Origin of the sequence: Paenibacillus sp. P36 (genome assembly GCF_045866505.1) — a bacterium.
In the GTDB taxonomy this organism is placed as follows: domain Bacteria; phylum Bacillota; class Bacilli; order Paenibacillales; family NBRC-103111; genus Paenibacillus_E; species Paenibacillus_E chondroitinus.
The window spans coordinates 1408255-1433892 of record NZ_AP038372.1; the positions used below are offsets into that span (position 1 = coordinate 1408255).

The 25638-nt window shown below is 48.3% G+C and carries 28 protein-coding genes and 1 other annotated feature (1 of these 29 only partly in view); of the genes, 17 read left to right on the forward strand and 11 right to left on the reverse strand.

The genetic code is table 11. The features are described from left to right. Nucleotides 1-194 (forward strand) — a binding site (T-box leader); it begins 77 nt to the left of the window's first position. Nucleotides 195-280: 86 nt separating this feature from the next. Beyond that, the gene (trpS, locus tag ACKTT9_RS06565) at nt 281-1264 is read left to right on the forward strand and encodes a tryptophan--tRNA ligase (protein WP_127453005.1); all 984 of its coding nucleotides are present in this window, start codon (nt 281-283) and stop codon (nt 1262-1264) included. 67 nt (nt 1265-1331) lie between these two features. On the opposite strand, the gene ACKTT9_RS06570 is transcribed toward trpS, so the two are convergent. Then, nucleotides 1332-1514: a DUF5325 family protein gene (locus ACKTT9_RS06570; protein WP_127453004.1), complete on the reverse strand. Its 183-nt coding sequence runs from the start codon at nt 1512-1514 to the stop codon at nt 1332-1334. A gap of 153 nt (nt 1515-1667) precedes the next feature. On the opposite strand from ACKTT9_RS06570, the gene ACKTT9_RS06575 reads away from it, so the two are divergent. Then, the gene (locus tag ACKTT9_RS06575; protein WP_127453002.1) at nt 1668-1895 is read left to right on the forward strand and encodes an alpha/beta-type small acid-soluble spore protein; all 228 of its coding nucleotides are present in this window, start codon (nt 1668-1670) and stop codon (nt 1893-1895) included. A gap of 122 nt (nt 1896-2017) precedes the next feature. Here ACKTT9_RS06575 and ACKTT9_RS06580 read toward each other — a convergent pair whose 3' ends face one another. Continuing rightward, nucleotides 2018-3001: a metal-dependent hydrolase gene (locus tag ACKTT9_RS06580; protein ID WP_157319661.1), complete on the reverse strand. Its 984-nt coding sequence runs from the start codon at nt 2999-3001 to the stop codon at nt 2018-2020. A gap of 86 nt (nt 3002-3087) precedes the next feature. On the opposite strand from ACKTT9_RS06580, the gene ACKTT9_RS06585 reads away from it, so the two are divergent. Next, nucleotides 3088-3378 (forward strand): hypothetical protein, encoded by a 291-nt coding sequence (locus ACKTT9_RS06585; protein ID WP_407870940.1) that lies wholly within the window; start codon nt 3088-3090, stop codon nt 3376-3378. 58 nt (nt 3379-3436) lie between these two features. On the opposite strand, the gene gerQ is transcribed toward ACKTT9_RS06585, so the two are convergent. The 7 genes from gerQ to urtA all read right to left on the reverse strand — a co-directional run bounded on the left by gerQ (nt 3437) and on the right by urtA (nt 9827). Beyond that, nucleotides 3437-3877: a spore coat protein GerQ gene (gerQ, locus tag ACKTT9_RS06590; protein WP_407870941.1), complete on the reverse strand. Its 441-nt coding sequence runs from the start codon at nt 3875-3877 to the stop codon at nt 3437-3439. 138 nt (nt 3878-4015) lie between these two features. Continuing rightward, nucleotides 4016-4708, reverse strand: coding sequence for a response regulator transcription factor (locus ACKTT9_RS06595; protein WP_127452996.1), 693 nt, complete (start codon nt 4706-4708; stop codon nt 4016-4018). Between the two features lie 229 nt (nt 4709-4937). Beyond that, on the reverse strand, nt 4938-5633 hold the full coding sequence (gene urtE / locus ACKTT9_RS06600) for an urea ABC transporter ATP-binding subunit UrtE (protein ID WP_407870942.1): 696 nt from the start codon (nt 5631-5633) through the stop codon (nt 4938-4940). Beyond that, nucleotides 5626-6417, reverse strand: coding sequence for an urea ABC transporter ATP-binding protein UrtD (urtD, locus tag ACKTT9_RS06605; RefSeq protein ID WP_407870943.1), 792 nt, complete (start codon nt 6415-6417; stop codon nt 5626-5628). The genes urtE and urtD overlap by 8 nt, the downstream gene beginning before the upstream one ends. Before the next feature lie 46 nt (nt 6418-6463). After that, nucleotides 6464-7540, reverse strand: coding sequence for an urea ABC transporter permease subunit UrtC (gene urtC / locus ACKTT9_RS06610; protein ID WP_407870944.1), 1077 nt, complete (start codon nt 7538-7540; stop codon nt 6464-6466). A gap of 21 nt (nt 7541-7561) precedes the next feature. After that, complete coding sequence (gene urtB, locus ACKTT9_RS06615; RefSeq protein WP_407870945.1) at nt 7562-8467, reverse strand: urea ABC transporter permease subunit UrtB; 906 nt, start codon at nt 8465-8467, stop codon at nt 7562-7564. 97 nt (nt 8468-8564) lie between these two features. Then, nucleotides 8565-9827, reverse strand: coding sequence for an urea ABC transporter substrate-binding protein (gene urtA / locus ACKTT9_RS06620; RefSeq protein ID WP_407870946.1), 1263 nt, complete (start codon nt 9825-9827; stop codon nt 8565-8567). Nucleotides 9828-10111: 284 nt separating this feature from the next. Here urtA and ACKTT9_RS06625 point away from each other — a divergent pair, with 284 nt between their 5' ends. From ACKTT9_RS06625 to ACKTT9_RS06660, 8 genes are all read left to right on the forward strand, one after another. Further along, nucleotides 10112-10414: an urease subunit gamma gene (locus tag ACKTT9_RS06625; protein ID WP_326060405.1), complete on the forward strand. Its 303-nt coding sequence runs from the start codon at nt 10112-10114 to the stop codon at nt 10412-10414. A 34-nt stretch (nt 10415-10448) separates the two neighbouring features. Beyond that, nucleotides 10449-10817 carry an urease subunit beta gene (gene ureB, locus ACKTT9_RS06630; protein ID WP_407870947.1) on the forward strand — a complete coding sequence of 123 codons (369 nt, stop codon included), beginning with the start codon at nt 10449-10451 and terminating at the stop codon, nt 10815-10817. Continuing rightward, nucleotides 10814-12529 (forward strand): urease subunit alpha, encoded by a 1716-nt coding sequence (ureC, locus tag ACKTT9_RS06635; protein WP_407870948.1) that lies wholly within the window; start codon nt 10814-10816, stop codon nt 12527-12529. The genes ureB and ureC overlap by 4 nt, the downstream gene beginning before the upstream one ends. An 18-nt stretch (nt 12530-12547) precedes the next feature. Then, on the forward strand, nt 12548-13282 hold the full coding sequence (locus tag ACKTT9_RS06640) for an urease accessory protein UreF (RefSeq protein ID WP_407870949.1): 735 nt from the start codon (nt 12548-12550) through the stop codon (nt 13280-13282). Between the two features lie 23 nt (nt 13283-13305). Next, nucleotides 13306-13968: an urease accessory protein UreG gene (gene ureG / locus ACKTT9_RS06645; protein ID WP_407870950.1), complete on the forward strand. Its 663-nt coding sequence runs from the start codon at nt 13306-13308 to the stop codon at nt 13966-13968. Beyond that, the gene (locus tag ACKTT9_RS06650; RefSeq protein ID WP_407870951.1) at nt 13961-14815 is read left to right on the forward strand and encodes an urease accessory protein UreD; all 855 of its coding nucleotides are present in this window, start codon (nt 13961-13963) and stop codon (nt 14813-14815) included. The genes ureG and ACKTT9_RS06650 overlap by 8 nt, the downstream gene beginning before the upstream one ends. A gap of 334 nt (nt 14816-15149) precedes the next feature. After that, nucleotides 15150-16127, forward strand: coding sequence for a heme o synthase (gene cyoE, locus ACKTT9_RS06655; protein ID WP_246069033.1), 978 nt, complete (start codon nt 15150-15152; stop codon nt 16125-16127). A 19-nt stretch (nt 16128-16146) separates the two neighbouring features. Further along, nucleotides 16147-16779, forward strand: coding sequence for an SCO family protein (locus tag ACKTT9_RS06660; RefSeq protein ID WP_127452973.1), 633 nt, complete (start codon nt 16147-16149; stop codon nt 16777-16779). Nucleotides 16780-16793: 14 nt separating this feature from the next. On the opposite strand, the gene ACKTT9_RS06665 is transcribed toward ACKTT9_RS06660, so the two are convergent. Then, on the reverse strand, nt 16794-17147 hold the full coding sequence (locus ACKTT9_RS06665; RefSeq protein WP_407870952.1) for a toprim domain-containing protein: 354 nt from the start codon (nt 17145-17147) through the stop codon (nt 16794-16796). 167 nt (nt 17148-17314) lie between these two features. After that, nucleotides 17315-18481 carry an MFS transporter gene (locus tag ACKTT9_RS06670; RefSeq protein ID WP_407870953.1) on the reverse strand — a complete coding sequence of 389 codons (1167 nt, stop codon included), beginning with the start codon at nt 18479-18481 and terminating at the stop codon, nt 17315-17317. A 105-nt stretch (nt 18482-18586) separates the two neighbouring features. Here ACKTT9_RS06670 and ACKTT9_RS06675 point away from each other — a divergent pair, with 105 nt between their 5' ends. The 6 genes from ACKTT9_RS06675 to ACKTT9_RS06700 all read left to right on the forward strand — a co-directional run bounded on the left by ACKTT9_RS06675 (nt 18587) and on the right by ACKTT9_RS06700 (nt 25606). Then, nucleotides 18587-18742, forward strand: coding sequence for a hypothetical protein (locus tag ACKTT9_RS06675; RefSeq protein ID WP_181646396.1), 156 nt, complete (start codon nt 18587-18589; stop codon nt 18740-18742). A 54-nt stretch (nt 18743-18796) separates the two neighbouring features. Then, entirely contained in the window at nt 18797-19228 is a 432-nt protein-coding gene (locus tag ACKTT9_RS06680) for a hypothetical protein (protein WP_127452967.1), read from the forward strand. 30 nt (nt 19229-19258) lie between these two features. Then, nucleotides 19259-20407 (forward strand): transglutaminase domain-containing protein, encoded by a 1149-nt coding sequence (locus ACKTT9_RS06685; protein WP_407870954.1) that lies wholly within the window; start codon nt 19259-19261, stop codon nt 20405-20407. Between the two features lie 140 nt (nt 20408-20547). Next, complete coding sequence (locus ACKTT9_RS06690; RefSeq protein WP_157319648.1) at nt 20548-21273, forward strand: HAD-IA family hydrolase; 726 nt, start codon at nt 20548-20550, stop codon at nt 21271-21273. A gap of 17 nt (nt 21274-21290) precedes the next feature. After that, a complete protein-coding gene (locus ACKTT9_RS06695; RefSeq protein ID WP_157319647.1) occupies nt 21291-23369 on the forward strand; it encodes a penicillin-binding protein 2 in 2079 nt (692 codons plus the stop codon). A 170-nt stretch (nt 23370-23539) separates the two neighbouring features. Continuing rightward, the gene (locus ACKTT9_RS06700) at nt 23540-25606 is read left to right on the forward strand and encodes a peptidoglycan D,D-transpeptidase FtsI family protein (RefSeq protein WP_407870955.1); all 2067 of its coding nucleotides are present in this window, start codon (nt 23540-23542) and stop codon (nt 25604-25606) included. Nucleotides 25607-25638: the final 32 nt, after the last annotated feature.

The following is a 25638-nucleotide window of genomic DNA, read 5'->3' on the forward strand; positions in this document are numbered from 1 at the left end:
GAGCAAACTGAATGGATCCTTGAGCTTGAGGCTGAACACAGATGAAGGTTGCCGGAACCTAGGCCGGAGGAACATCCGAATCTGACAAGTATGCCGAACGGCTGCTCTCCGTTACAAGAGCCTGAAGGTCTATGCGGCAATCTATGCTCATACATGGACAAATTAGGGTGGTACCACGGTCTCTCGTCCCTTGCGGGGAGAGGCCTTTTTGTTGTCTTTTTTGACTGTTAAACGTACAAAAAAAAGCAAATTTTATGAGGAATGTGGAGGGATTTTCACAATGAAACGAGTATTATCAGGCATGCAATCCAGCGGCCAGCTGACAATTGGGAATTATATCGGCGCTCTTCGCAACTATGTGAAGCTGCAGCATTTGCACCGTTGTTATTTTATGGTGGTGGATATGCACGCGATCACGGTGCCGCAGGATCCTGCAGCGTTGAAAGAACAAACGGAGTCCATTGCTGCGCTTTATATTGCGGCGGGGCTAGATCCGAATAAGGCATCCATCTTCCTGCAATCCCATGTTCACGCACATGCGGAGCTCGGCTGGATTATGACGACACTGACGCATATGGGCGAGCTTGAGCGCATGACGCAATTCAAAGATAAATCGGAAGGCAAGGAATCCGTTGGCGCAGGCCTATTTACGTATCCATCGCTTATGGCGGCAGATATTCTCTTGTACAATGCCGATTTGATCCCGGTTGGGGACGATCAGAAGCAGCATTTGGAGCTTACTCGCGATCTGGCTAACCGCTTTAACAACCGTTTTGGCGATATGTTCGTGATGCCGCAGCCTTATATGCCGGAGATTGGCGCAAGAATCATGTCCTTGGACGACGCTTCCAAGAAGATGAGCAAAAGTAGTCCAAATGCTGGAAGCTACATTGCCATGCTCGATGACCCGTCTGTCATCCGTAAGAAACTTAGCCGTGCCGTGACAGATTCTGGCCGTGAAGTGAAATACGATCCGCAGAATAAGCCGGAGGTTAGTAATCTGATCTCGATCTACTCGCATTTTGCTGAGATGAGTGTAGCTGAGATTGAAGCCCGATATGATGGCCAAGGTTATGGTCCGTTCAAAAAGGATTTGGCTGAGCAAATCGTGGCTGTCCTTGAGCCGATTCAACAGCGCTATCAGGAGATTCGCCGTTCCGGTGAGATTTTTGATATTTTGAAAAAAGGTGCGGAAGAGGCTGCTGAAGTCGCTAACGAAACCTTGCTTGAAGTGAAGAAGCGGATGGGCTTCGTAGTCATCTAAAAGAATACGAAAAGAGCTCAAACAGCGGTAATTGCTGTTGAGCTCTTTTTTTGTGCAGCCGTCGTGGTTACGGCCGGGAATTTCTCTTGCGAATCTTTGCTTTAACCGCAAAGCCATAACCGATAAAGCCTAATGCGATTATCGTGCAAACGAGAATCATCCATGGCTGCCGGAGTGCGATAAATAGGGAGATGGAGGCAAGCAGAAGCGTGCCAATTATAGCGAATAAAAGCGCGAGCGGTTTACTCATGAACGTGACCTACTTTCTAGAAGTTTAAACAGTGTCTTCTTATTCTAAACTTTTTTGAGCGCTGTGCATATAAATTCATTTCCTCCACATACTATGTTTGCAAGCTTGCAAATACATCAAAGATCATAGCTGACTGAAAGGAGTCTGATCCTTATGGCACAATCTCGTAACAGCAACACTTTGGCCGTTCCACAAGCTACAGCAGCTCTAAATCAATTGAAATATGAGGTAGCTCAAGAACTGGGCATCCAAATTCCTCAAGATGGTTACATGGGCTATATGGCTACTCGCGATGCAGGTTCAATCGGGGGTAACATCACTCGTCGTCTCGTGCAAATCGCTGAGCAAACGTTGGCTGGCCAATCCGGCTTCCGCAGCTAAGAAGCGATAACCCGTTATTAGTTTTCCCGATTATTGTAATATAAAAGCTCAGAGGCCTAAAAAACCTCTGGGCTTTTTTTCGCGGAAAAGAAAAAGACGCGTCATGGCACGCGCCTCTTTGCTTAATAGAGATCAACTCGAAGTTTCTTTTCCAGTCTGGTGTCGTTGACCCAGCCTACGTAAGAATCGAGCGTTTTGAAATTGTGGTCCATATGGATGACGCCAACGAACGGGTATTGCTTACGGTGGCGATAACGCACATCGGCCCATCTGACTTCGTAACCCCAGCGATGTTCTTTCACTTCCGCACAGGTGAACGATGAGAAATACAGCAAAGCTTGAATATCTTCATGTTTCTTGGAAGCTTCGACGGCTGGATGATCCTCACATCTCACGGTATCCAACCATTTGAGCTTGGAATTTTTAAGCTCGCCCAGCTGGAAAGTACCGTCGGCTCTTCTTTTTACGACATTCCAGACGTAGAGGTTGAATGTTACAATAAGTGTGTACTGATCGCCATGCTGGAAAGTCGGGTCCTTCCGGTAAAGGCCTTTTTCTACAATGTAATGGTCAAGCGTGCGCCAAATGTAGTAAAGGGCGATGATGCCATATAAGGTTGGGAAAACAAGCTTTGGACTAGCCACGTGGAAGGACCACATGAAGATAGCCGCAATGTGGCTCGAAAAGATAAAGGGATCGAAGATATGGATGATGTTCCACGATACCCACTTTTCAGAAAAAGGCCGAATGGCTTGTGTACCATATGTGTTGAAACAATCGCTGAAAACGTGAAAACAAACCGCGATCCCTACCCACATTCCTAGATGCAGCAGAGGGACTCCGTGAAAAAATAAAGCGAGTGCACCAGTGATCAATAGCGTCCAAATCAATAAAGCCGGCAAAGAGTGGGAACGACCGCGATGATTGCGGATGTACGTGGCATTGTTCTTGAAACGAAGCAGCCCGTCCACATCCGGAATCTGTGAACCGATAACGGTTCCGATGAAGACAGCAGTTGTAGCGGCTGAATCCGCGGAAACGCTGGGATCAATCTGCGACAGTCCTGCTAACCCTAAGCCAATAACAAGATGTGTTCCTGTGTCCAAGTGGGTTTCTCCTCCTAAGGTCATTTTCCGTCTTCTTATTAGTTTACCATTTTGGAGTAAAAAATAAATCAGAGGGAGATCTAAAAATGTCTAAAGTTTTTGTAGAGTATGCCATAAATCCCGAATATCGGGACTCTTTTCTCATCTATATGCAGGAGTGGCAAAAGCGGGAAGGGCGTTTGGAGGTATTGGAGGGAACGGACCAGCCAGGACTTTTTGTAGAAATTTGGAGCGAAGTGAGCCGAGATGAATATATCGCTATGAAGGAAGAACGATTGCAGCAAGGCGAAGGGCAGGACAATCTGGCAGCGTGGGAAAAGTGGGTCAAAGGCGGATTAAGCAAGCTGCATATGTGGCATTTTACACCAATTAAATAACAAAAGAAAACCGCTGCCTTGGTTAAGGTTAGCGGTTTATTAAGGTGTGGCATCCGTATTATTTTCTGTTGGCATAGGGATAGTAGTAATTTAATTCCTCGTCAAATGTAATGTAGTCCAGGTTCACCATAAGCAGTAAGTAGCGCATGCCTGTAGCCGGATCGCTGATGATGATATGGTCGCGTCCTGCTGCTTCCAATTTGCCTTTGAAAATTTTGGCATTCCATTGCGAGTTATTTTCGTATGTCATGTAGAGCGTAGCCATTTTGCCAAGATTAAGCCGCAGAATATTCTCGATATAAGATTCTTCCATCGGTAAGCCAGGCACGTTTACACCGGTTTGCAGGCCAGTTCCTGTAGATGGCAGCGTGGAGCCGTTAGGCTGCATAGGAACCATTTTGTTCGTAATTGCTGTTGGAACCGGGTAGGCTGGGTATGGAGTTCCGCTGAATGTTGGCATTTGCGCTTGATTGCCAATTTTGTAAGGGTTATTCAACATAACTGTAAATCCTCCTTGGAGCTTTCCTTGTGGAAGCTTTCTTCTTGTGAAGCATACACCTCATCATATTGTGCATTCGCCTATTTGGTGACTGATTTCCCCGTTCATCTGCAAAATAAAAAAGCTCCAAAAGGGAGCTTAACTCAGTAAAAATTTATATCCGACACCCCAGACGGTTTTAATATATTTCGGTTCTTTTGGGTCGGTTTCTATTTTTTTGCGAAGGTTTGCGATATGTACATCTATGGCGCGCTCGGTAACATAGGAATCGAAACCGCGTACCCGGTTGAGCAGCTCCTCGCGGCTGTAAACACGGCCTTGATTTTGCCATAATAGCTTCATAATCTCGAATTCGGAGAACGTGGTCTCAATTAATTTGTTATGTACAAAAAGACACCGTTTCTCGAGATCCAGGTAGACGATCTGATTGGTTGAGGGCTCGGCTGCGGCAGCAGCGACATGGGCAAAAGCGGTCGAACGGCGCAATAAGGCTTGTACCCGTGCAGCCAATTCTCTCATGGAGAAAGGCTTGCATAAGTAATCATCTGCTCCCGTTTGCAGACCCTTGATTCGGTCGGAAACTTCACTTTTGGCCGAAACCATGAGAATGGGTATAGTCGAAGCTGTTCGGAAGGAAGTGCATAGCTGGATTCCGTCAACATCTGGCAGCATGATATCAAGAACAATGACATCAGGATTGAAATCCCGGAATAAGGTTTCTCCTTGGCGGCCATTCTCCGCCCGCATGACTTGATAACCTTCTTCGTACAAATAAATGGACATCATTTCACCAATGCTTAGATCATCTTCAATAATTAAAACTTTAGACATAAACGTTCCCCTCCTTTTCCTTCAAAAGGCTCGGTGCTCGATATGCCGGACGCAACATTCGATCCTATATGTAACATGTTATCATTATCCATTTTGTGCCGTCCAGTTTTTAGGCAATAATTTCGATTTCTTTTCAAAAAAGAAAAAAGGAAGCTGGATGGTACTTGATGCCTAAAGTTAGGTCAAGTAATCCAGCTTCCTATGGTAGGGTGAGCTTCCAGGAACGAATTCATACGGTTAAATGCTTTCGAACTTGATCTTCGCTCAACTGCTCGGCATGACCTTCGGCGGCAACCGTCCCCCGGTCTATGACATAATAATAATCCGCGATGCTTGTGGCGAACTCCAAGCTTTGCTCGACTAATAAGACGGCTATCTCCCTTCTCCGTTTAATGGATTCGATAATGGCCTCAATCTCCATCACGATGGAAGGTTGGATGCCCTCCATAGGTTCATCCAGCAGCAGGAGTTTCGGACCGGCAGCCAGAGCACGGGCGATTGCCAGCTGCTGCTGCTGCCCGCCGCTGAGGTCTCCCCCTTTGCGGTACAGCATTTGCCGCAGAACGGGGAAGGTGTCAAAGAGGGACTCGGGCAGCTTCTTTCTCCCGTCTGTCGCGGCTTCGAGGCCGAGCAGCAAGTTTTCCTCAACCGATAACTGAGGGAAGATTTCTCGGCCTTGCGGCACATAACCGATGCCCGATTTTGCGCGTTGATCCGGAGGAAGGGCCGTGATGTCCCGCTCGTTATAGTGAATGGAACCGGACTTGGGCTTAACCAGACCCATAATGCTCTTCATGAGCGTTGACTTGCCTACGCCGTTACGTCCCATTAGACAAACGATCTGTCCAGGTTTCACAAGTAAGTTTACTTGGCGAACGACCATACTTTCCCCATAACCGGCCTCGATATTTTGAAGATTAAGCACCGCGCTCCACTCTCCTTCCCAGATAAACCTCAGCAACCCTATCGTCATTCTGGATATCCAGCATCGTGCCCTCGCGAAGGACGGTACCTTCATGAAGCACGGTGACTGTTTTGGCAAATTGGCGAACAAATGCCATGTCATGCTCGACCACAATAATCGTTTGATCCGCTGCGATTTCATGGAGCAGCTCGCCCGTCTTCTCGGTTTCGCTATCCGTCATGCCGGCTGCCGGTTCATCGAGCAGCAGAAGATCAGGCTCCTGCATCAGCAGCATGCCGATTTCGAGCCACTGCTTCTCCCCGTGAGAAAGGGAGCCGGCGCGTTCTTTGGCCTTGCTTTGCAGGCCGATCATAGCAAGTCTTTGGTGCAGACGATCCCGCTGCTCGCTGGTCGTTTTGGCCCAGAGCGCGCTGAGAAGTCCGCGCTTTTGTTTCATGGATAAGGCTAGATTTTCAAATACCGTTAAAGTTGAAAAGACAGAGGGAGCTTGGAATTTGCGTCCAATCCCGAGCTGTGCGATTTGGTGCTCTTGATGTTTGGCTAGATCAATGGTGTCTTTGAAAAAAACTTCACCTAGCGAAGGTTTCACTTTCCCGCAAATGACATCCAGGAGCGTTGTTTTACCGGCCCCGTTGGGCCCGATGAGAAAGCGAAGCTCGCCGTATTCCAAGGAAAAGTCGAGATTGCGCAAGGCTTTAAAGCCGTCGAAGCTGACCTCGAGCCCTTTTACGCTTAATATTTTTGCGCCAGGCACAGGTTGTTGCTCTGCTAATTGTCCAAGCATGGGAGGTTCCTCCTTCTTTTATTCATAAAACAAATGTCTGGCCAGCTTATCTGGCTTCTTGCGAGGAAGAAATCGGCTTAGGCAGCACGGGCTTCTTCCAATTGGATGTGTAATGGGTAATGGTGCCGACAATTCCTTTGGGGAGTAAAAGCACGACAATAATGAACATCGCGCCGAGCATGATAGGCCACCAAGCGGGATAGGCTTCACTGAACGTTGTTTTGGCTGCGTTGGTCACGAGAGCCCCAAGAACGGCGCCTCCGATGGTGGAACGTCCCCCGATAGCGACCCATAACACCATTTCAATAGAGGGAACAATCCCCATCTGAGCGGGGGAAATGATTCCTTCTTGAAGTACGAAGAGCACGCCGGCGAGTCCGGCCAATCCTGCAGAAGCGCAGTATATGAAAACTTTGTACGTAACCGGATTGTAGCCGATGAAACGTACCCGGTTTTCTCCATCGCGGATGGCGGTCAGAATATTTCCCATACGGCTGGTGACGAGCAGGCTGCATAGGATTAGCACGATGGCAACGACAGCTAAGGTGAGATAGAAGAAGAGCAACTTTGTTGACTCTGCTTGCAGGTTTAAGCCTAAAAAGGAGTCGAAATTCGTAAGCCCGTTCGTTCCCCCGGTGTAGCCTTGTTGGCCAACAAATAAGGTCACTGTAATAATGACGAGAGCTTGCGACAGGATGGAAAAAAAGGCGCCTTTTATCCGGTTGCGAAAGGTAAAATAACCTAAAATGAAGGCGACCATCATAGGAATGATGAGGGCCAGCAGAAAAGCTGCGCCTGCCGAATGGAAGGGAATCCAGAACCAAGGCAAGCTTTCGACACCGCTCCAGGACATGAAATCAGGCAGCTCTCCCGGATTCGCGGCTAGTTTCAGATGCATCGCCATACAGTAGGCGCCGAGCCCGAAGTATACGCCATGACCGAGACTCAAGATGCCGGTGTAACCCCAAATCAGATCAATTCCCATGGCAATAATGGCATAGGCGAGAAATTTGCCGAGAAGCGAAAGGCGGAAGTCAGACAAATACAGCGGCGCAAAGGCCAACACGATTAAAAAAACGGTGTAAACCATCAGTTTCAACTTGGATTGTCCGGCGAAAAGCATGGAAGATGCCACATCCTTTCTTCAATCTAAGGATCTTGAACGGATCGTCACAAGTCCCATCGGTTTCCATTGCAAGAAGGCGATGATAAGTGTGAAGACAAGTACTTTGCCAATTGTCGCGCTGGTTGTGTACTCCAACGCGGTATTGAACACGCCAATGCCCAAAGCTCCGGCGACTGTACCAATCAGCTTGCCGATGCCGCCGAGCACAACAACCATGAAGGCGTCAACGATGTAATACGTACCGATCGTTGGTCCAATAGGTCCGACCAAGGTTAGTGCACATCCGGCAATGCCGGCCATTGCAGAGCCAAAAGCGAATGATTGTGCATCTACTCGGCGTGTAGAAATGCCAAGGCAGGCAGCCATTTGGCGGTTCTGCATCACGGCTCTCATCCGTCTTCCGCCTGCTGAGTGATATAAGTACATATAGATCACGAAGATACAGAGCGCGACCAGCGCAATAATGAAGAGGCGCTTGTAAGGCAGCGTGAGGTCCGCTGTAAGTTGGAGTCCGCCTTCCAACCACTCGGGAGCTTTCACCGCGACGTTAGGCGCGCCGAATATGGATCTGGCCAGCTGCTGCAGGGCTAAGCTGACGCCCCATGTGGCAAGCAGGCTATCTAAAGGTCTGCCGTACATGAACCGAATGAGGCAAACTTCCAGCAGCCACCCGACGAGGAAGGCTACAGCGAAGGCGACCCCGAGCGAAACGACGAAGTACCAACCGAAAGCTGAAGCGGGCAGGAATTTCTGGAAGCCATGCTGGACTAGATAGGCCATGTAGGCTCCAATCATAATAAACTCGCCGTGGGCCATATTCATGACATTCATAAGCCCGAATGTAATGGCGAGCCCAATAGCGATCAGGAGCAGGATAGAGCTGAGACTTAGGCCGTTGAATAACTGAAGCAGCAGCAAACTCATGACGATGCTTCCCCCTTAGTGAACCCCGAGTAAAATAATGAAATCCAGGGCTGCCGTCAGGCAGACCTGGTTTCAAGAGCAATCCTATCGGTGAGCCTTATTTCTTCGTTACTTCGCCGCCCCATGGATACGTTTTGAGGAAAGGATCCGGCTTGAGCGGTTGACCGGAATTCCATACTTCTTTAATGAGCCCGTCAGCGCCAATTTGGCCGATACGCGCTGTTTTGGAAATATGCTGATTCTCGCCATCAATGGTGACTTTGCCTTCCGGTGAATTCCATTCGATGCCTTTGGCCGCCGCTTTTACCTTTTCTACATCAAAAGAGCCTGCCTTTTTAACGGCTTCTGCCCATAGGTACACGGCGGTGTAACCAGCTTCGATCGGATCATCCGTTACGCGGTCTTTGCCGTATTTCGCTTTGTAGGCTTCAACGAATTTTTTGTTCTCCGGTGTTTCCGTTGTTTGATAGTAATTCCAAGCGGTGTAGTGTCCATCCAGAACGGAAGCTCCAATACCGCGAACTTCTTCCTCGGCGATACTAACCGACATGGTTGTTAAGTCCTTGGCCGTAATGCCAGCGTCTTTCAATTGCTTGAAGAAAGCTACGTTACTATCGCCATTGAGTGTATTGAAAACAACATCCGGCTTCTCTTTTTTAATTTTGCTAATAATTGTGTTGTAATCGGTGTGACCAAGCGGCGTATACTCTTCCGCGACAAGGGTGCCGCCCTCGGCTTTCAGCTGTTCTTTAATAATTTTGTTGGCTGTTCTTGGGAAAACATAGTCAGAACCGAGGAGGTAGAACTTCTTGCCTTTGTTTTGGAGGAGCCAGGTTACAGCGGGGATAATTTGTTGGTTCGTTGTTGCGCCTACATAGAAAATGTTCGGTGAAGATTCTACGCCTTCATACTGAACCGGATACCACAATAATCCTTTGTTTTGCTCGACGACCGGAAGGACCGCTTTACGGCTGGCTGATGTCCAGCAACCGAAAATCGTCACAACACTGTCTTTCTGCAGTAACTTCTTAGTTTTCTCTGCAAAAGTAGGCCAATCGGATGCGCCGTCTTCAATGACGGGCTTTAGTTTTTTGCCTAAGAGTCCCCCAGCTGCATTAATTTCATCAATCGCCATTAACTCCGCATCTCGTACAGATACTTCACTAATGGACATCGTGCCCGTCAGAGAGTGAAGAATACCAACAGGTACAGTCTCGTCTTTCGATTCCGCTTTGACTTCTGCCGCTTTCGTTGTTGCGGTGGATGCAGTAGGCTCCGACTTTGCACAGCCCGTTGCGACCAACATCAATGCCATGCTTAAAGCGACGGTGAGTTTCCCTTTGTTTCTTATCTCTCTCATTCTTCGTCCCACTCCCTTACTTACAAGATTTGGATTACAAGGCTTATGATAAAGTGGGTAAAAGGATAATGTCAATATTCATGACATATATCGGTTTTCATTTTGTGATCCATGCACAGAATAATGCAAATTCTTTGTGCTTGATATATAAAATGTGGAAATTTATTAGAAAAATCAAGTTGTTTATGTTAATTAATATGACATTAAAGATTTACAAGCATGAAATATCCGAATATAATAAGTGTAAAAGAATCCCATTATTCGGTTTTTGAAGAGGTGATGATGTGCATTTAACCGAACGTGAGAAAGAAAAGCTCCTCATTACAGTAGCTGCAGACTTAGCAAGGCGGCGACTGGCCAGAGGCGTAAAGCTGAATTATCCCGAAAGTATTGCACTAATTACATCTGAAATTATGGAAGGCGCCAGAGATGGCATGACGGTTGCCGAGCTGATGACGTTCGGTACGACCATTTTGAAAGCCGAGCAGGTTATGGAAGGTGTTCCTCAGATGATTCATGACGTACAGGTAGAAGCTACATTTCCCGATGGCACGAAGCTGGTGACGGTTCACCAACCCATTACCTAGCGAAATGGATGAATCGATCGAAAGGGGCGAGAAGATGGTTCCGGGAGAATATCGAATAAACAAAGGCGTTATAGAAATGAATAAAGGCAGACAAACCGTCGAAGTCATCGTCACGAACACAGGGGATCGACCGATTCAGGTGGGCTCCCACTATCACTTTTTTGAAGTGAATCGAGCGTTGGCTTTTCCAAGAGAACTGGCCTTCGGCATGCATCTGGATATTCCGGCGGGGACGGCCGTTCGGTTCGAACCCGGCGAGGAAAAGCCGATTCAGCTTGTCGAGCTTGGCGGAGCCAAATTGTCCTATGGACTCAATAACTTGAGCGAAGGGCCGGCGGTTAAGGACCAGATGTCCAATGAGACGAGAGCTAGATGGCAGGCATGGGAGGGAAAAAGCGTGTGAGTCAAATAGATCGTAAGAGCTACGCGCTGATGTTCGGACCTACGACCGGCGATGCTATTCGGTTGGCGGATACGGAATTGTGGGCGCAAATTGAGCATGATTACACTGTCTATGGGGACGAATGCAAATTTGGCGGTGGGAAGGTCATCCGGGACGGCATGGGACAGTCCAGTGGCGCCACCCGGGATCAAGGCGTGCTCGACACGCTGATCACGAACGCTGTCGTTATCGATCATTGGGGCATTGTGAAAGGCGATATCGGCATCAAAGATGGACATATCGTCGGAATTGGCAAAGCCGGCAACCCCGATATTATGGATGGTGTGCACCCCAATCTGATTGTCGGAGCAAGTACGGAGGTCATTGCTGGCGAAGGTAAAATCGTGACGGCTGGAGGCATTGATGCTCACATTCATTATATATGCCCTCAGCAGATCGAAACGGCGCTGTCCTCCGGTGTGACGACGATGATCGGCGGCGGTACAGGACCGGCAACCGGCACGAATGCGACAACCTGCACGCCTGGCGCCTGGCATATGCAGCGGATGCTGGAAGCTGCTGAAGCGTTCCCGATGAACTTGGGATTCACAGGGAAGGGAAATTCCTCCTTCTTGTCGCCATTAATCGAACAGATTGAAGCTGGCGCCATCGGTTTGAAGCTGCACGAAGATTGGGGAACGACACCGGCGGCCATCGACACGTGCCTGAAGGCAGCCGATCAATATGACGTTCAGGTTGCTATTCATACGGATACATTAAATGAAGCGGGATTTTTGGAGGATACGCTGGCGGCCATCAAAGGCCGTACCATCCACACGTATCATACGGAAGGAGCAGGCGGAGGGCATGCGCCGGATATCATCCGGGCTGCTGCTGAGCTGAATATACTGCCGTCTTCGACTAATCCGACACGCCCTTACACAATTAATACAATTGAAGAGCATTTGGATATGCTGATGGTTTGTCATCATTTGGACAGCCGGATTCCTGAGGATGTGGCTTTTGCCGATTCGCGGATTCGCCCTGAAACGATCGCTGCCGAGGATATTCTGCATGATCTCGGAGTGTTCAGCATGCTGAGCTCGGATTCGCAGGCGATGGGCCGGGTTGGCGAGGTCATCATTCGTACCTGGCAAACGGCGGATAAGATGAAGAAACAGCGGGGGCCGCTCGCTCCGGATACGGAGGAAGGCGACAATTTCCGCATCAAGCGATACATTGCCAAGTATACGATTAACCCTGCGATTACGCATGGCGTTTCGCATTTGGTTGGTTCCATCGAGCCGGGCAAATTCGCGGATCTGGTGGTTTGGAGCCCGATGTTTTTCGGGGTTAAACCCGATTTGGTACTCAAAGGCGGCAGCATTGCCTACGCGCAAATGGGAGATCCCAATGCGTCCATTCCAACACCACAGCCCGTGTTCGGAAGGCCGATGTTTGCGGCTTTCGGCAAAGCTCTGACCCAAAGCTCGATGACGTTCGTTTCTCAAACGGCTTATGACAATGGCATCGCGCAGAGGCTCGGTCTTCAGAAGCGAGTTGAGCCTGTGAAGGGCTGTCGCGAAATTTCGAAGAAAGACATGATTCATAACAACGAGACGCCTTCCATAGAAGTGAACCCAGAGACTTATGAAGTCAAAGTGGATGGCGAAGCCATCACCTGTGAGCCTGCGACGAAGCTTCCGATGGCACAATTATATTTCCTATTTTAAAAATTGTAGGTGATGCTCATGGATGAGGCGCAGCGGGCAACTGCAACGCAGCAAGAAATAGCAGCCCCAAAGTTTCACTGGCTTGCCTACCAGCAGCTTCTAGATTCAGCATTGCCGATTGGGGGATTTTCACATTCCTTCGGCTTGGAAACGCTCGTTCAGCAAGGACGTTTGGAAACCGTCGATGAGCTTGAGGCCTATATCAGCACCATGCTCCTCCACAGCTGGTCATCGTCTGATGCGATGGTGATCAAAGCAGCCTACATTCATATTCCCGAAGGGGATTGGGATCAGCTTTGGGCAATCGATCACATGCTGTACGTGCAACGGGTATCAAGTGAGGCGAGAAGCGGTGTTCAAAAGATGGGACGCAGGCTGCTGCAATTATCCCGGGCTATGTATCCCGAGCTAGATTGGGAGTCATTAGACGAAGCCGTGAAAGACGGGCGCTGCAGTGCCAATCATCCGATGGTACATGGATGGGTGAGCTATCACCTTGGCGTTCCGCTGGATCAAGCGGTGGAAGGATACCTGTACAGCTGTGTAATGACTTGTATCAACAGTGCTCTCAGGCTCATGTCCATGGGGCAAACGCAAGGCCAAATGCTGCTCGCCAAGGTGATTCCGTTGATCGGAAGCCAGTGGCAGCGTGTAGCTCATTTAGATCCTATGGATGCATATACAAATTCACCCTCGGCTGATCTGGCGATGATGCAGCACGAGACCCTCTATTCGCGATTGTTCATGTCTTAAATCAAATTCAAGGAGGAATGACTATGTGTCAAGGACAAGGTCATCATCATCACCATCAATGGGAGAAACCGTCTATCGATCGAAGCCGTCCAATGCGTATTGGTATCGGAGGGCCAGTCGGCTCCGGCAAAACAGCTTTGGTCGAGCGTCTGGCACGCAAACTCAACGACCGTTTCAGTATTGCGGTAATTACGAATGATATCTATACGAAGGAAGATGCGCGGATTCTAATCAGTTCGGAGGCGTTGCCCGAAGATCGTATTATCGGGGTGGAGACCGGAGGATGCCCACATACGGCGATTCGCGAAGATGCTTCCATGAATTTCGAAGCGATTGAAGAGTTGGAGCAGCGTTTTGAGCATCTCGATATCATTTTCATCGAGAGTGGCGGCGATAATTTGGCTGCAGCCTTTAGCCCGGAATTAGTGGATCGCTTCATCTATATTATCGATGTTGCTCAAGGGGAAAAAATTCCTCGCAAAGGCGGGCCAGGCATTATGAGATCCGATATGCTCATCATTAACAAAATCGATTTGGCTCCGTATGTCGGCGCCAGCTTGGAAGTCATGGACTCGGATACGAAAAAAATGCGCGGCGACCGTCCGTATATTTTCTCCAACCTGATGGGCGGCACAGGTCTTGATGATATTGTGACATGGGTGGAGCAGGAGTTCAGCCATGCCTAAGGTGACCGGGGAGATCCAGGCAGCATTTGCGGTACGCAGCGGCTTCACGCAGCTGGTTCACAAATATCACGCCTCCCCGCTTAAAATCGCCAAAACGTTCCGCTATGAGAACGATACGTTCACCGGAGACCAGCCCGTGGAACAACTGGGCGTTTATATGATGGACTGCTCCCCGGGACTGATGTCAGGGGATCATTACGAAATCAACGTGCGCCTTGAAGAGGGCGCACGTGTTTTTCTAACGAACCAGTCGTTCACGAAGGTTCATCCTTCTATAGGGGCGCAAGGAAGCACGCAGCGCCAGTCGCTGCATGTGGAGGCGGGGGCGCTGCTGGAGTACATCCCCGAGCCGCTCATGCTCTACAAAGATGCACAGTTCTTCTCCGAAACGGAGGTGCATCTTGCTCCGGGAGCTGTGTGCATATTCTCTGATGTGCTCTGCCCGGGACGAACGCAGAGGGGAGAGATTTTTCAGTACTCGCGTTATACCAATCGAATGAAGGTTTGGTACGGCACGGAACTGATTTATTATCAGAACCAGAGAATCGAGCCCGGACATATGCAGCTCACAGCCCCAGGGAGTTGGGAGCAGGAAACGCATCTGGGGAATTTGTATATCTTCTCAGATCAGCTTGGGCAGAAGCACCTGGATGGCCTGTTGACTTGCCTGGAGAAGATAAATGACATTAAACAAGTACGCGTCGGTGCCAGCCTCACTTATAAACACGGGATCATTGTCACGGTCATGGGGCGGCATGCCTGGCAATTGCAGCATGTCCTTGCCCAAGCTTGGCAGGAATTACGCCGCAGCTTGCTTGCTTTAACCCCATTAATGGTTAATAAATAAGTTGGAGGAGCCCTGAGGGCTCCTTTTTTTACGTGAGTTTCTCCTCCTACAAGGACGACGAAGTCACTTTTCGCTACCGCGCGATGTGGCGACACCTGCGTTCGTTGGCGGGGAACTGGAATTTTACACAACGAAATGGCTCGGTATGACCGAGAGTGCGGTCTTTTTTCCATTGGGAGAGAATGGCAAGTTTAATTTACACGCATACTGGAAGGAGAATCGACAATATCATGACAACTGCCCCCACTTCATTGTCAAACCGTGTAGGGGTTGGTATGATAAATAAGATTATAATTGAATGAGCTCGGAAGTTCGATATAGAGGAGGGCAAGACGTGGAAAATCAAGCTAGTTACGAAAGCGTTTCTAACGATTCGACACCAGGTTCCGCTCGGAACGAAGCCATAGATGCGGTTAATAAGTCAACATCTGCAGAGCCTGTGACGTTAAAGGATTTTTATCGCCTGGTGAAGCCGGGGATTATTTATTCCAACCTAATGACGGCTTTCGCCGGATATTGGATGGCCGCTCGCTGGGACGTAAGTTGGGCCCATTTATTTTTTACCATGCTCGGAACGGCTCTAGTTATGGCTGGAGGTACGGTGCTGAACAATTACTTGGACCGTGAAATGGACGCCAAAATGGAGCGGACGCAGAACAGAGCGCTGCCTAGTGGAAGACTCGGACCCAATGTCGTGTTATGGTACGGCATAATTCTGGGAACGATCGGACTGGCTGTCCTCTACTTTGGAGCAGCATCCCCACTGGCAACGTTGATCGGGTTAATCGGCTTGTTCCTGTATGTCTGGCTCTACACCGCATGGTTCAAAAGAACCTCCGTCTGGAGTACGTTTGTAGGCGCATTCTCTGGTGCGACGCCACCGGTCATCGGCTACTGCGCAGTTAGCGGTACGGTTGATTTAGGTGCTATCCTGGTGTTCCTCTTCTTATTTCTATGGCAGCCGCCGCATTTCTGGGCGCTGGGCATTCGCCGCATGGAAGAATATCGGGCTGCTGGATTCCCGCTTTTACCGGTCGTCAAAGGATCTTACGTGACTAAGATTTCCATGGTCCGTTATGTGGTCCTGCTCGTTCCGGTTACCGTTATGTTGACCGCTTACGGATATGAAGGATACCTCTTCTTAATTGGCTCCACAATTCTCGGATTAATCTGGGTGTTCATGAGCGTGAAGGGTTTCAAAGCTACAGGTGAAGCTGAAGTTGTATGGGCGAAACGCATGTTTCTTTTCTCGATTATGTATCTAACACTTTTATCGATCCTCATGGTCATTGATACGGTAAAGATTAGCTAGTGAAGGACGGATGACAAGAATGAGTACATTTTTTGAAAAAAATTGGTTCAAGCTGGCGCTGGGCGCTATCTTGATTGCAATGATTGCTTCTTTTGCTTATAAGCTTTGGGTGAACAGCAGCGAACCGGATCAACGCTTGACGGCGATGAAGCAATCTCCATCTTTTCAACTGCAAGACTTGGATGGGAAAACCGTTGCTTCCGCTGATACGGATGGCAAAGTAAGGCTCGTTTATTTCTTCTATTCTTTTTGCCCGGACGTTTGTATGCCGACAACTTTCCTGCTGACGCAAGTCCAGGATGCTTTGAAGAAAAAAGAGCTGTTCGGCACAAAATCCGAAATTATCTCGATCACCGTCGATCCGAACCGGGATACACCGGCTGTTCTGAAGGAGTTCGGAAGCAAGTTTGAGTCCAAGCCTGATCCAAGCGGATGGATGTTCCTCCGTGGGGAAGAAGCGAAGACCCACAAGCTGGCTGAGGACTTCGGCATCATGGTCATCAAGGAGAAGGACGGAAACTTCTCTCACTCCAATGCTATTTTACTTGTTGATAAAAAAGGGAAATTGCGCAATTATTATGATGCAAGCAATCCGGAACTCGATGCGGACCATATTGTCAAAGATGTGGTGACCTTGTCCAAAGAGAAATAAGTTAACGGCATGAACTATTCAAGAGCAGGATCTGGTGAAGGGTAGATAATATACTCCTCCAGGCCTGCTTTTTCTAATTGCTGAATCAGGTATTCCTCAGGCGTTCCCTCGACCCCCGCATATCCTTTACGCGTATAGATTTGCTCGGCATCCGGAAACGTATCCCTCAGCAGAAAGCGTATTTTTTTACCCGAAGAGTCATTATCCGTAAACAAATAAACCTGCTTGTCTCCAGCTTTTTTTCGTAGTTCTTCCAAGGTTTGCGAGCTAGGAGTTCCGAAGGTGCAAAGAATCTGGACGCTATCGTCAACGACGCGCTTTAGGCGGCTTTTGTCGTTTTTGCCTTCTACAATGATTGTGATCGACATGGGCTATCCTCCATCAGGTTTTTTTGTAGTATAACCCGTTTTTGGCACTGATCCAAGGATTCCATTCGACGTTTGCCTAAATAATACGCTGCCATTTCCCGGGAAATGACAGAGATTGACAGCACAAAGACGACTTGCACAGGTCAAGCCGCCATGAACAGGAAGCGTTATGTCGTAACTGGCGCTTTAAACGAGCGCAAGGGTAAAAGCGAAAGTGCCAGCATGAGGATGAAGAAGGCGATGAAATAAGAAGAAATATGGTCGCGAAGCTGCCCAGCCATCATAGGGCCGATAAAAGCGCCAACGGAATAAGAAATCGAGAGCAAAGAAAAGACGCGGCCATACCGACTGCTGCTGGTAATGCTGGCAAGCAAGGCAGCTAATGCGGGATAAATAACACCTTTGGCCATTCCGATCAGGAAGAGGGAAACAGGTAAAGGGATAGGCCACTGAATAGCTAAGCCGAAGAAAACTACAGCTAACGACAAGCTTCCACAGACAGTCCGGATAAATGGCGATACTTTGTTAAGGAACCAGAATGAAATACTTAGCAGAGCGCCCAAGCTGATCAGTGTAAAAAAGACGCCAGAGGTGAGAATGGATTCTCTAGCGGATTCCATCAGCGGCAGCTCAAAGAATAAAATGCCTTGCGAGCAGGAAAGCGCCATTGGAATAAGAAAAAATAGCCAAGGAACGGACGCACCGACAGGAAAGTTGGCCTCTTCATCTGGCATTCCGTGGCCGTGATGATCCAAAACGGGAAGCTTGCCGGCGGATTGGCTCAGCAGCTGCTTCTCTTTGACACCAAAGATAGCCAAGAATCCCGTTATGATCAGAATCCAGCCCAACACGGAAAAAGCGGTTGTAAAACCGATTTTGGCAACCAGGATGGCTCCGGCAGCAGGAGAAACCACGGAAGCTAACGTGTGGATCAGGCCGTTCCCCGCCATCAGCTTACTTTGTTGGATGCGGTCTTTGGCGATGCGTGCCAGCAGTGACAAGCAGGCCGGAGATAAGAAGGCAAGCACAAATCCGCTTATGGAACGAATGTAGAGCAGGTGCCATGGATCTTTTACATTCGATTGAAAAAGTAAGATGATCCCTGCTACAATCAGGCTAAAGACAATGAAAAATTTGCTGCCGTATTTGTCCACGCCATAGCCAGCGATGAGATTGCCAGGCAAGTGCGTGATCGAGTATACGCCCATGATTAGCCCTATAAAGGAAGGAGCGGCCCCTAAGGATAAGGCGAAAGGTGACAGAATCGGGTACTGTGCGTGCAAATCAAAAAAAGCCACAAACATAAATAAGTACAGCCAAAGGGCTGTTCGCATGTGCTCACCACCTTGTTTAGACTTGTCTCTTCTTAAGATGTACGCCGCTCGTCCGATGGATATGACCTTTCCGTATAATTTGACACAATTGGGATGGAGGAAGTTATGGATGCTTATGTGATTCTTTTGCTTGCTTGCGTCGCTGTATTTCTGGTATTCCGGCTCCGTCAGTCCTTTCGCAAAACGAGAGGCAGAGTCGATCAAACGGATGAAATTCAGCGAAAACTGGCGCAGTTAAAGAAAAAAAGGGATGAAGACTAAGGATTCCCTGTAGTATGATAGGGATGGACTTTTGGATAAACAGGAGGGGTTCTTTTGGATCAGTGGATTTCATTCGCACAGGATCGTTGGTATTTACTAGTTGCTGCTATTATTGTTTTATTTATTGTTATCGGGATTGTAAAAACGGTCGTTAAATGGATTGTTGTCCTTGTCGTAGTTGGTGCTCTTGTCGTTTATGGAGCAAGTTATAAGGATAAAATAAAGGATATTGGGACAAGCGTTGTATCCCAGGTTGGCGATGAGGTCAAAGATAAAGCGATCAATGCGTTAACTTCGGAAGCCAAAGAAGCGCAATTCAAAGCAAATCCTGACGGTTCTTTTATCGTTTCAACGAAGAGTCTGAAAGTTGAAGGCAAGGCAGGAAGCGATGAAGTGCAGGTTACTTTTCTAGGCAAAACTTTTAAAATGAATGCGAATGCGGCAGTGAATGCTTTCATTGAGCAAGCGAAGAAAAACGCAGGTTAGTAGAAAAATAAGTAAGGATGGTGAGCAGTCATGACGGATATTACCTGGTTCAAAGCCAATTCAATAAACTTCATATCCATTGTGATTGTGCTCACTTTCGCAGGCTCTGTCCTTCAGGGCTTTTTCCGAGGCGGGTCTGGGTCCGCCAAACATCTGCTCTCCATGCTCGTGGAAGCGGTGGTCGTCATCTTGTCCATGTTTGTTGCGTGGAAAGGTGTGCAGCTCGTATCCCCTTTGCTTCAAACCTGGCTGAAGGGCCAGAATCTGCAGGTGCCATCCGTAGAGATTAGCGCTCTCAAACAAGCGTATTATACGGCTCTGACAAGCATTCGAGATTTCGCGTTATTGCGTTTCGGCGTATTGTTCTTGCTCGGTTACATGATTGTTAAGCAGCTCCTGAACCTGCTAATTGATCCGCTCATCGGACCATGGCTGGTTCATCGTGACCCTTATCGGGAACGCAGCCATTCGTTTATTTCGTCGATTTCCGGTGGCGCCATCGGCTCTGTAGCAGGTTTTGCTCGTGCGCTCATTCTTATTGCCGTTTTGTTCATTTATGTCACTCTATTCCCGCATTCGATGGTCACCCCATATATCGAGTCTTCTCAGATGTATCAAAAAGGGGCGAAGGAAGTCATTTCTCCCTTCACCGGGGATTTCATCGCCGATAAGGTGCCGGTATTTACCCGGGCGGTGGAGCAGGAATTTACGAATATTTTACAGCGAAAATATGAAGTTCTGGATGCGAAAGTCCCAGGCAACATCGTAGATGCGGCCAAAGAAGTCACCTCCAGCGGAACCACGGACGAAGAGAAGGCGAAGCTGCTGTACCAATGGGTGGGCACCCGAGTCCACTACGATTGGGATAAAGTGAAGCTGTATGAAGAACAGCGCATCTGGAAGGAACAGACACCGGAAGATACGTTTAACACCAAGGAAGGCGTTTGTATTGATTATTCCAGGCTATACGCTCAAATGGCAAGGGCTGTAGGGCTGGATGTGAAAGTTGTCACGGGACTTGGCTATGACGGGCAGGGCAGCTATGGACCTCACGCTTGGAACGAAGTGTATCTGAAAGAGTCCAAAATTTGGGTGCCTCTGGATTCCACTTGGGTGGCCAGTGGGGGCAACTGGTTTAATCCGCCGAATTTTGACCAAACGCATATTAGAGATGTTTAATCCTATTTAAGATTAACAAAAGGAAGTAAACCGCCTTCTCACGGACATCCGGGAGGAGGCTTTTTTGTGGTTTTTCTCATCCATTCGTAAATGTGGTAAACTATTAAAAGTGCTATTTTTGAGAACATGAAGGAGTTTGTATGTCTAAATCCATTCAGGAATATCCAATGATTTACTTAGATGCTGGGGACACATTATTAACGATTCCTGCCGCCCAGACCATTTTGAAACAGTACCTGCAATTGCGCGCTGTGGAGCGGGATGAGGATCATATCAGTGAACTGTTTACGGAGGCTTTCCGTCTATTTTATTATGTGAACAAGCAAGATAACTTTATTGTATGTTCTCCGGAGTCAGATCGTGAATTCTGGGTCAACCTATATAAATATGTGCTGCATAAGCTGGGTATCCATGAGGAATGGACAGAGGAAGAGATTTTCAACTGCTGCCACGAGCTGTACGACATTTATACTGCACCTGAGTATTACGAATTGTTTGATGATGTTAAGCCTTTTCTCGAGCGGCTTCAAGCCCAGGGTTTTCGAATAGGAATTATTAGCAATTTTGCACCGACATTGAAAGCTATTTTAGAGGATAAAGGAATTCTGCACTATTTTGATCCTGTCCTCGTGTCTACAGAGGTTGGTCTTGAGAAGCCGGATCCGGCTATTTTCCAACTTGCCCTGGAGCGTGCGGGTGTAGCGGCCAAGGATGTCCTTTATATTGGTGATCACGAAACGAACGATGTGTGGGCGCCGAATCAAGTCGGCATCGATGCGGTTCGCATTATCCGTTACGACTATCATACCGGGGAGGGTATCCGATCCCTGCTAGAGCTTTTTGATGATCAGCAAGCTATTGTGTAAGAAAGGATCTGAGTGTGATGAAACCATCCATAATGGATGATCCAAAGAAAAAAGAAATCACGAAGAAACGGCATTTTTCGTTTCGGATCAATATCTTTTTCTTTATAACGTTCTTATTGTTCTCCGTACTTATCGTGCGTTTGGCCATTTTACAATTCGTGCAAGCCAAAGATTTGAAGGCAGCAGAGAATACAAATACGAATCAGACGAATAAAATTGCACCCATCCGCGGCAACATTTATGATTCTACGAAATCACCTCTTGCCTACACCATTCCAGTGCAGTCCTTATTTTTCCGAATCGAGCCCTCTCAGCAGGATAAAGATGAAGTCATTCGCATGGCGAACAAGCTGAAGACTGACGTTTTTGATAAATACGGCAAACCGGATTCCAAGAAGCTGGAGCCCGCGGATATCGTGCTTGCCATGGATTTGGGGTATGACATCAATAAAAACAAAGTGAAGGATCCGAGTTATTACTGGGTTCCGCGTAAAATCAAAACAGATTTGTCCAAAGAAGAAATCGCCTATTTATTAGAGCACCGGGATGAATTCAAGTGGCTCGAAGTGACAGAAGAAAGCATCCGTACTTACGAATTGGACGACATGGATACGGACGGATCGCCGTCGACCATCGCTCCGCAATTGATTGGCTACCTCAAAAGCTATTCGACTGAAAAGGCCAAAGAGATGTACCAAGATAATGAAAACAGTAAAGAGTATCTCGATACAGAAAATGTTGGCTTTGATGGCATCGAGAGGATGTACCAAGATGAGCTTCGCGGGAAAAATGGTTATAAAATTTACCCCGTTAATGCGGCCATGAAAATTATCGGGCGCGCCACGGTAACGAAGCCGACCAAAGGGAACAATTTGTATCTGTCGATCAACAAAGATATTCAAAAAACGGCGGAGAAGGCGATCGCCGATCAGATTGCTTTTCTACATACACCGTACGCGCGGAATGACGCCTTTATCAAATACGGGGCGAATGCGCAGGCCGGTTATGCGGTAGCTATGGAAGTAGATACGGGGCGCGTCGTTACGATGGCTAACTACCCGGACTACAATACGAATGAATGGACGGGCGGAATTTCGCAAGCAACCTTAGACGAAGTTGGCTCCTATATTGCGAATGGTTCGATTACAACCGCGTACCCGAAATACACAGATAAAGAGCGTCCGAAACATCCGTCTTCCATCGTTTTCATGGGTTCCACGATTAAACCATTGTCCGTTCTGATTGGTTTAACAGAGAAGTTGATTACTCCTTCCAATCAGTACTATTACGATTCAGGTACCTTCACGTTTGGTAAAGCGAATTCGACAAGTTCGATTTCCAACTCAGGGAGAACGGCATATGGCAACTTGGATGCCTCCAGCTCCATCGAACACTCGTCCAATACGTACATGTCGGCCAAAGTCGGCATTCCATTTTATCAGAAATACGGTGGGGAAAATCCTGCTGTAACGGATAAATGGGCGGAATATTTGGCGAAGTTCGGCTTAGGCGTCAAGACGGGGAGCGGCTTGCCTGGCGAAATTGCCGGTTCGAATGACTTCTCCAAGAACGCCAAAAAAGACAGTTATCAATCTGCCATGGTTTATGCTTCATGGGGACAGAATGAGAAAACAACGACGCTGCAGCTCGCGCAGTTTGCCGCAACCCTAGGCAGCCGCGGCAAAAGGATGAAGCCGTTGTTCGTTGACGAGATTCGAAGCTTTGAAGGTGAACTAGTCAAAAAGGTAGAGCCGGAAGTGCTGGAAGATAATACCGCTATGTTTGCCAAAGGGGATTGGAACACCATCATTCATGGGATGAAGAGTGGCGCGGAAGGCATTGATGAACTGCCTTATAACGTGGCTCGGAAGACAGGGACTTCGACACAAGCCGTCTCAGGCGGAACGATCGATAACGCCGTGTTCATCGCCTTCGCGCCGGTCGAGAATCCGAAGCTTGCTGTGGCGGTCGTCGTGCCGGAAGGCGGCTACGGACGTTATGGCGCATCTCCGATTGCGGCAAAAATCTTTCAAGCTTACGATGCAGCCAATGAAGGCATATTGACCAAGCTTGGCGGCGGGAAGAGGCCTTGGTAGAAGCAGAAGCGAGTAAAAAACCTTCAAATCCACTTCATTAGTGGGTCTGAAGGTTTTTTTGTGAGCTTATCTTGGGAATGAGCCAAGTTTTCCAAATTTTAGTGAACTTATTTCCGGGCCGCTGCGTCTGTTTCAGGATACATCCTGACACAGAAGGGGGCCTTACAGTGATGAAATCGCCGATCGCGGATGATCCGAGGAAAAAAGAGCTTGCTCAAAAGAGACATTTTTCGCTGCGGATCAATCTTTTTTTCTTTGTAACCTTTGTCTTATTTTCCATCCTGATCGTGCGATTGGCTATGCTGCAGTTTGTTGAAACGAAAATACATAAAGCCGCAGAGAATAGAAATGGCACACAAACGATACAAATTGCTCCCATTCGCGGCAACATCTATGACTCCTCGAAATCTCCGCTTGCGTATACCATTCCCATGCAATCTTTATTTTTTCGAATTGATCCCAGCGCGCAAAAGTTAGATGAGTTAATTGCTATTGCGGATCGGCTGAAAGCGGATGTTTTCGACAAGTATGCCAAACCAAACTCGAAAAGTCCGACGCCAGAAGAAATCATTTTAGCCATGGACATTGGCTACGATTACCATAAGGCTGAAATTAAGAAACCGAGCTATTACTGGGTTCCACGAAGAATTAAGGCGGATTTATCCAGCGAAGAGATCGCCTACCTTTTAGAACATCGGGATGAATTTAAATGGCTGGACGTAACGGAGGAAAGCATCCGCACCTATGAACTGGATGATGACGGCAACACGACCATTGCCACGCATTTAGTGGGATATACGAACTCTTTTACTTCTCCGACAGCCAAAGAAATCTACAAAGACAGCCCTATGGTCCAGGAATATTTGAGCTCGGAAAATGTAGGATTCGATGGCATTGAACGCATGTATCAGGATGAGCTGCGCGGCAGAAACGGCAGGAAGACATACCCCGTGGACGCCGTTAACAAAATCATTGGGAGAGCCGATGTCACGGCTCCAGTCAAAGGAAATAATTTATATTTGAGCATACATAAAGATATCCAAAAAGCGACAGAACGCATGCTGGAGGAGCATATTCGTTACTTGCGCAGCCCATCGCACGCCAATGATTTGTACTTGAGTGTTGGGATGCAGGCAGCTTCCGGGTTTGCAGTGGCTATGGAAGTGGATACGGGACGCGTGGTTACGATGGCGAACTATCCGGATTACGATGCAAACGCGTGGACCGGCGGCATGTCGGCAAGCGTCTACAAAGAAATCGAGAGCTTTATTCCTAATGGCAGCATTCGAACGGCAAAAGCCAAATATCCAGACGAGAAAGAAAATGCGAAACATCCATCGTCGATTGTGTTCATGGGTTCCACGATTAAGCCTATGTCCGTGTTGATAGGGCTTAAGGAGAATTTTTTCAGCGGGAATGGTTATGTTTATAACGATACGGGGTCGTTTAGTTTTGGTAAAGGAGGCAACAGCACCATCACCAATTCGGGAAAAGCGGCTTACGGGGCGATGGATGCTGCCGGGGCGATTGAACATTCCTCGAACACGTTCATGTCTGAAAAAGTCGGGATTCCATTCTGGGCCAAATACGGCAGGGAGAATCCGGAAGTGACGGCCAAATGGGCGGAATACATGGCGAAATTTGGAATGGGCGTCAAAACAGGCAGCGGCTTACCGGGCGAGCTTGCAGGCTCTAACGATTTTATCAAAAATGCTGTGAAAGACAGTTATCAATCCGCGATGGTTTATGCATCCTGGGGACAAAACGAGAAAACGACAACCTTGCAGCTCGCTCAGTACACCGCTACTTTGGCTAGTCGGGGGAAGCGGATGAAGCCGCTATTTGTAGATGAGATACGCGACTACCAGGGCCAGCTGGTTAGAAAAATAGAGCCCGAAGTACTGGAGGACTTCTCCGCCGAATTTGCTAAAGAGCATTGGAACACCATTATCCACGGGATGAAAAGCGGGGCTGAGGGGATCGAGGAGCTGCCTTTTAATGTGGCGCGCAAAACAGGCACATCCACCCAAAGCGTGTCGGGAGGCTCGGTTGAAAATGCTGTGTTCATCGCCTTTGCACCGGTCGAGAACCCGAAGCTGGCCGTCGCGGTTGTCGTGCCCGAAGGCGGCTTCGGGCGTTATGGCGCCTCTCCGATTGCGGCGAAAATCTTTCAAGCTTATGACGCTGCCAACGACGGCGTTTTGACGAAGCTTGGCGGTGGGAAGCGGCCTTGGTAGGTCCGGGTCGTCTCTTCGCTCACGAGGGAACT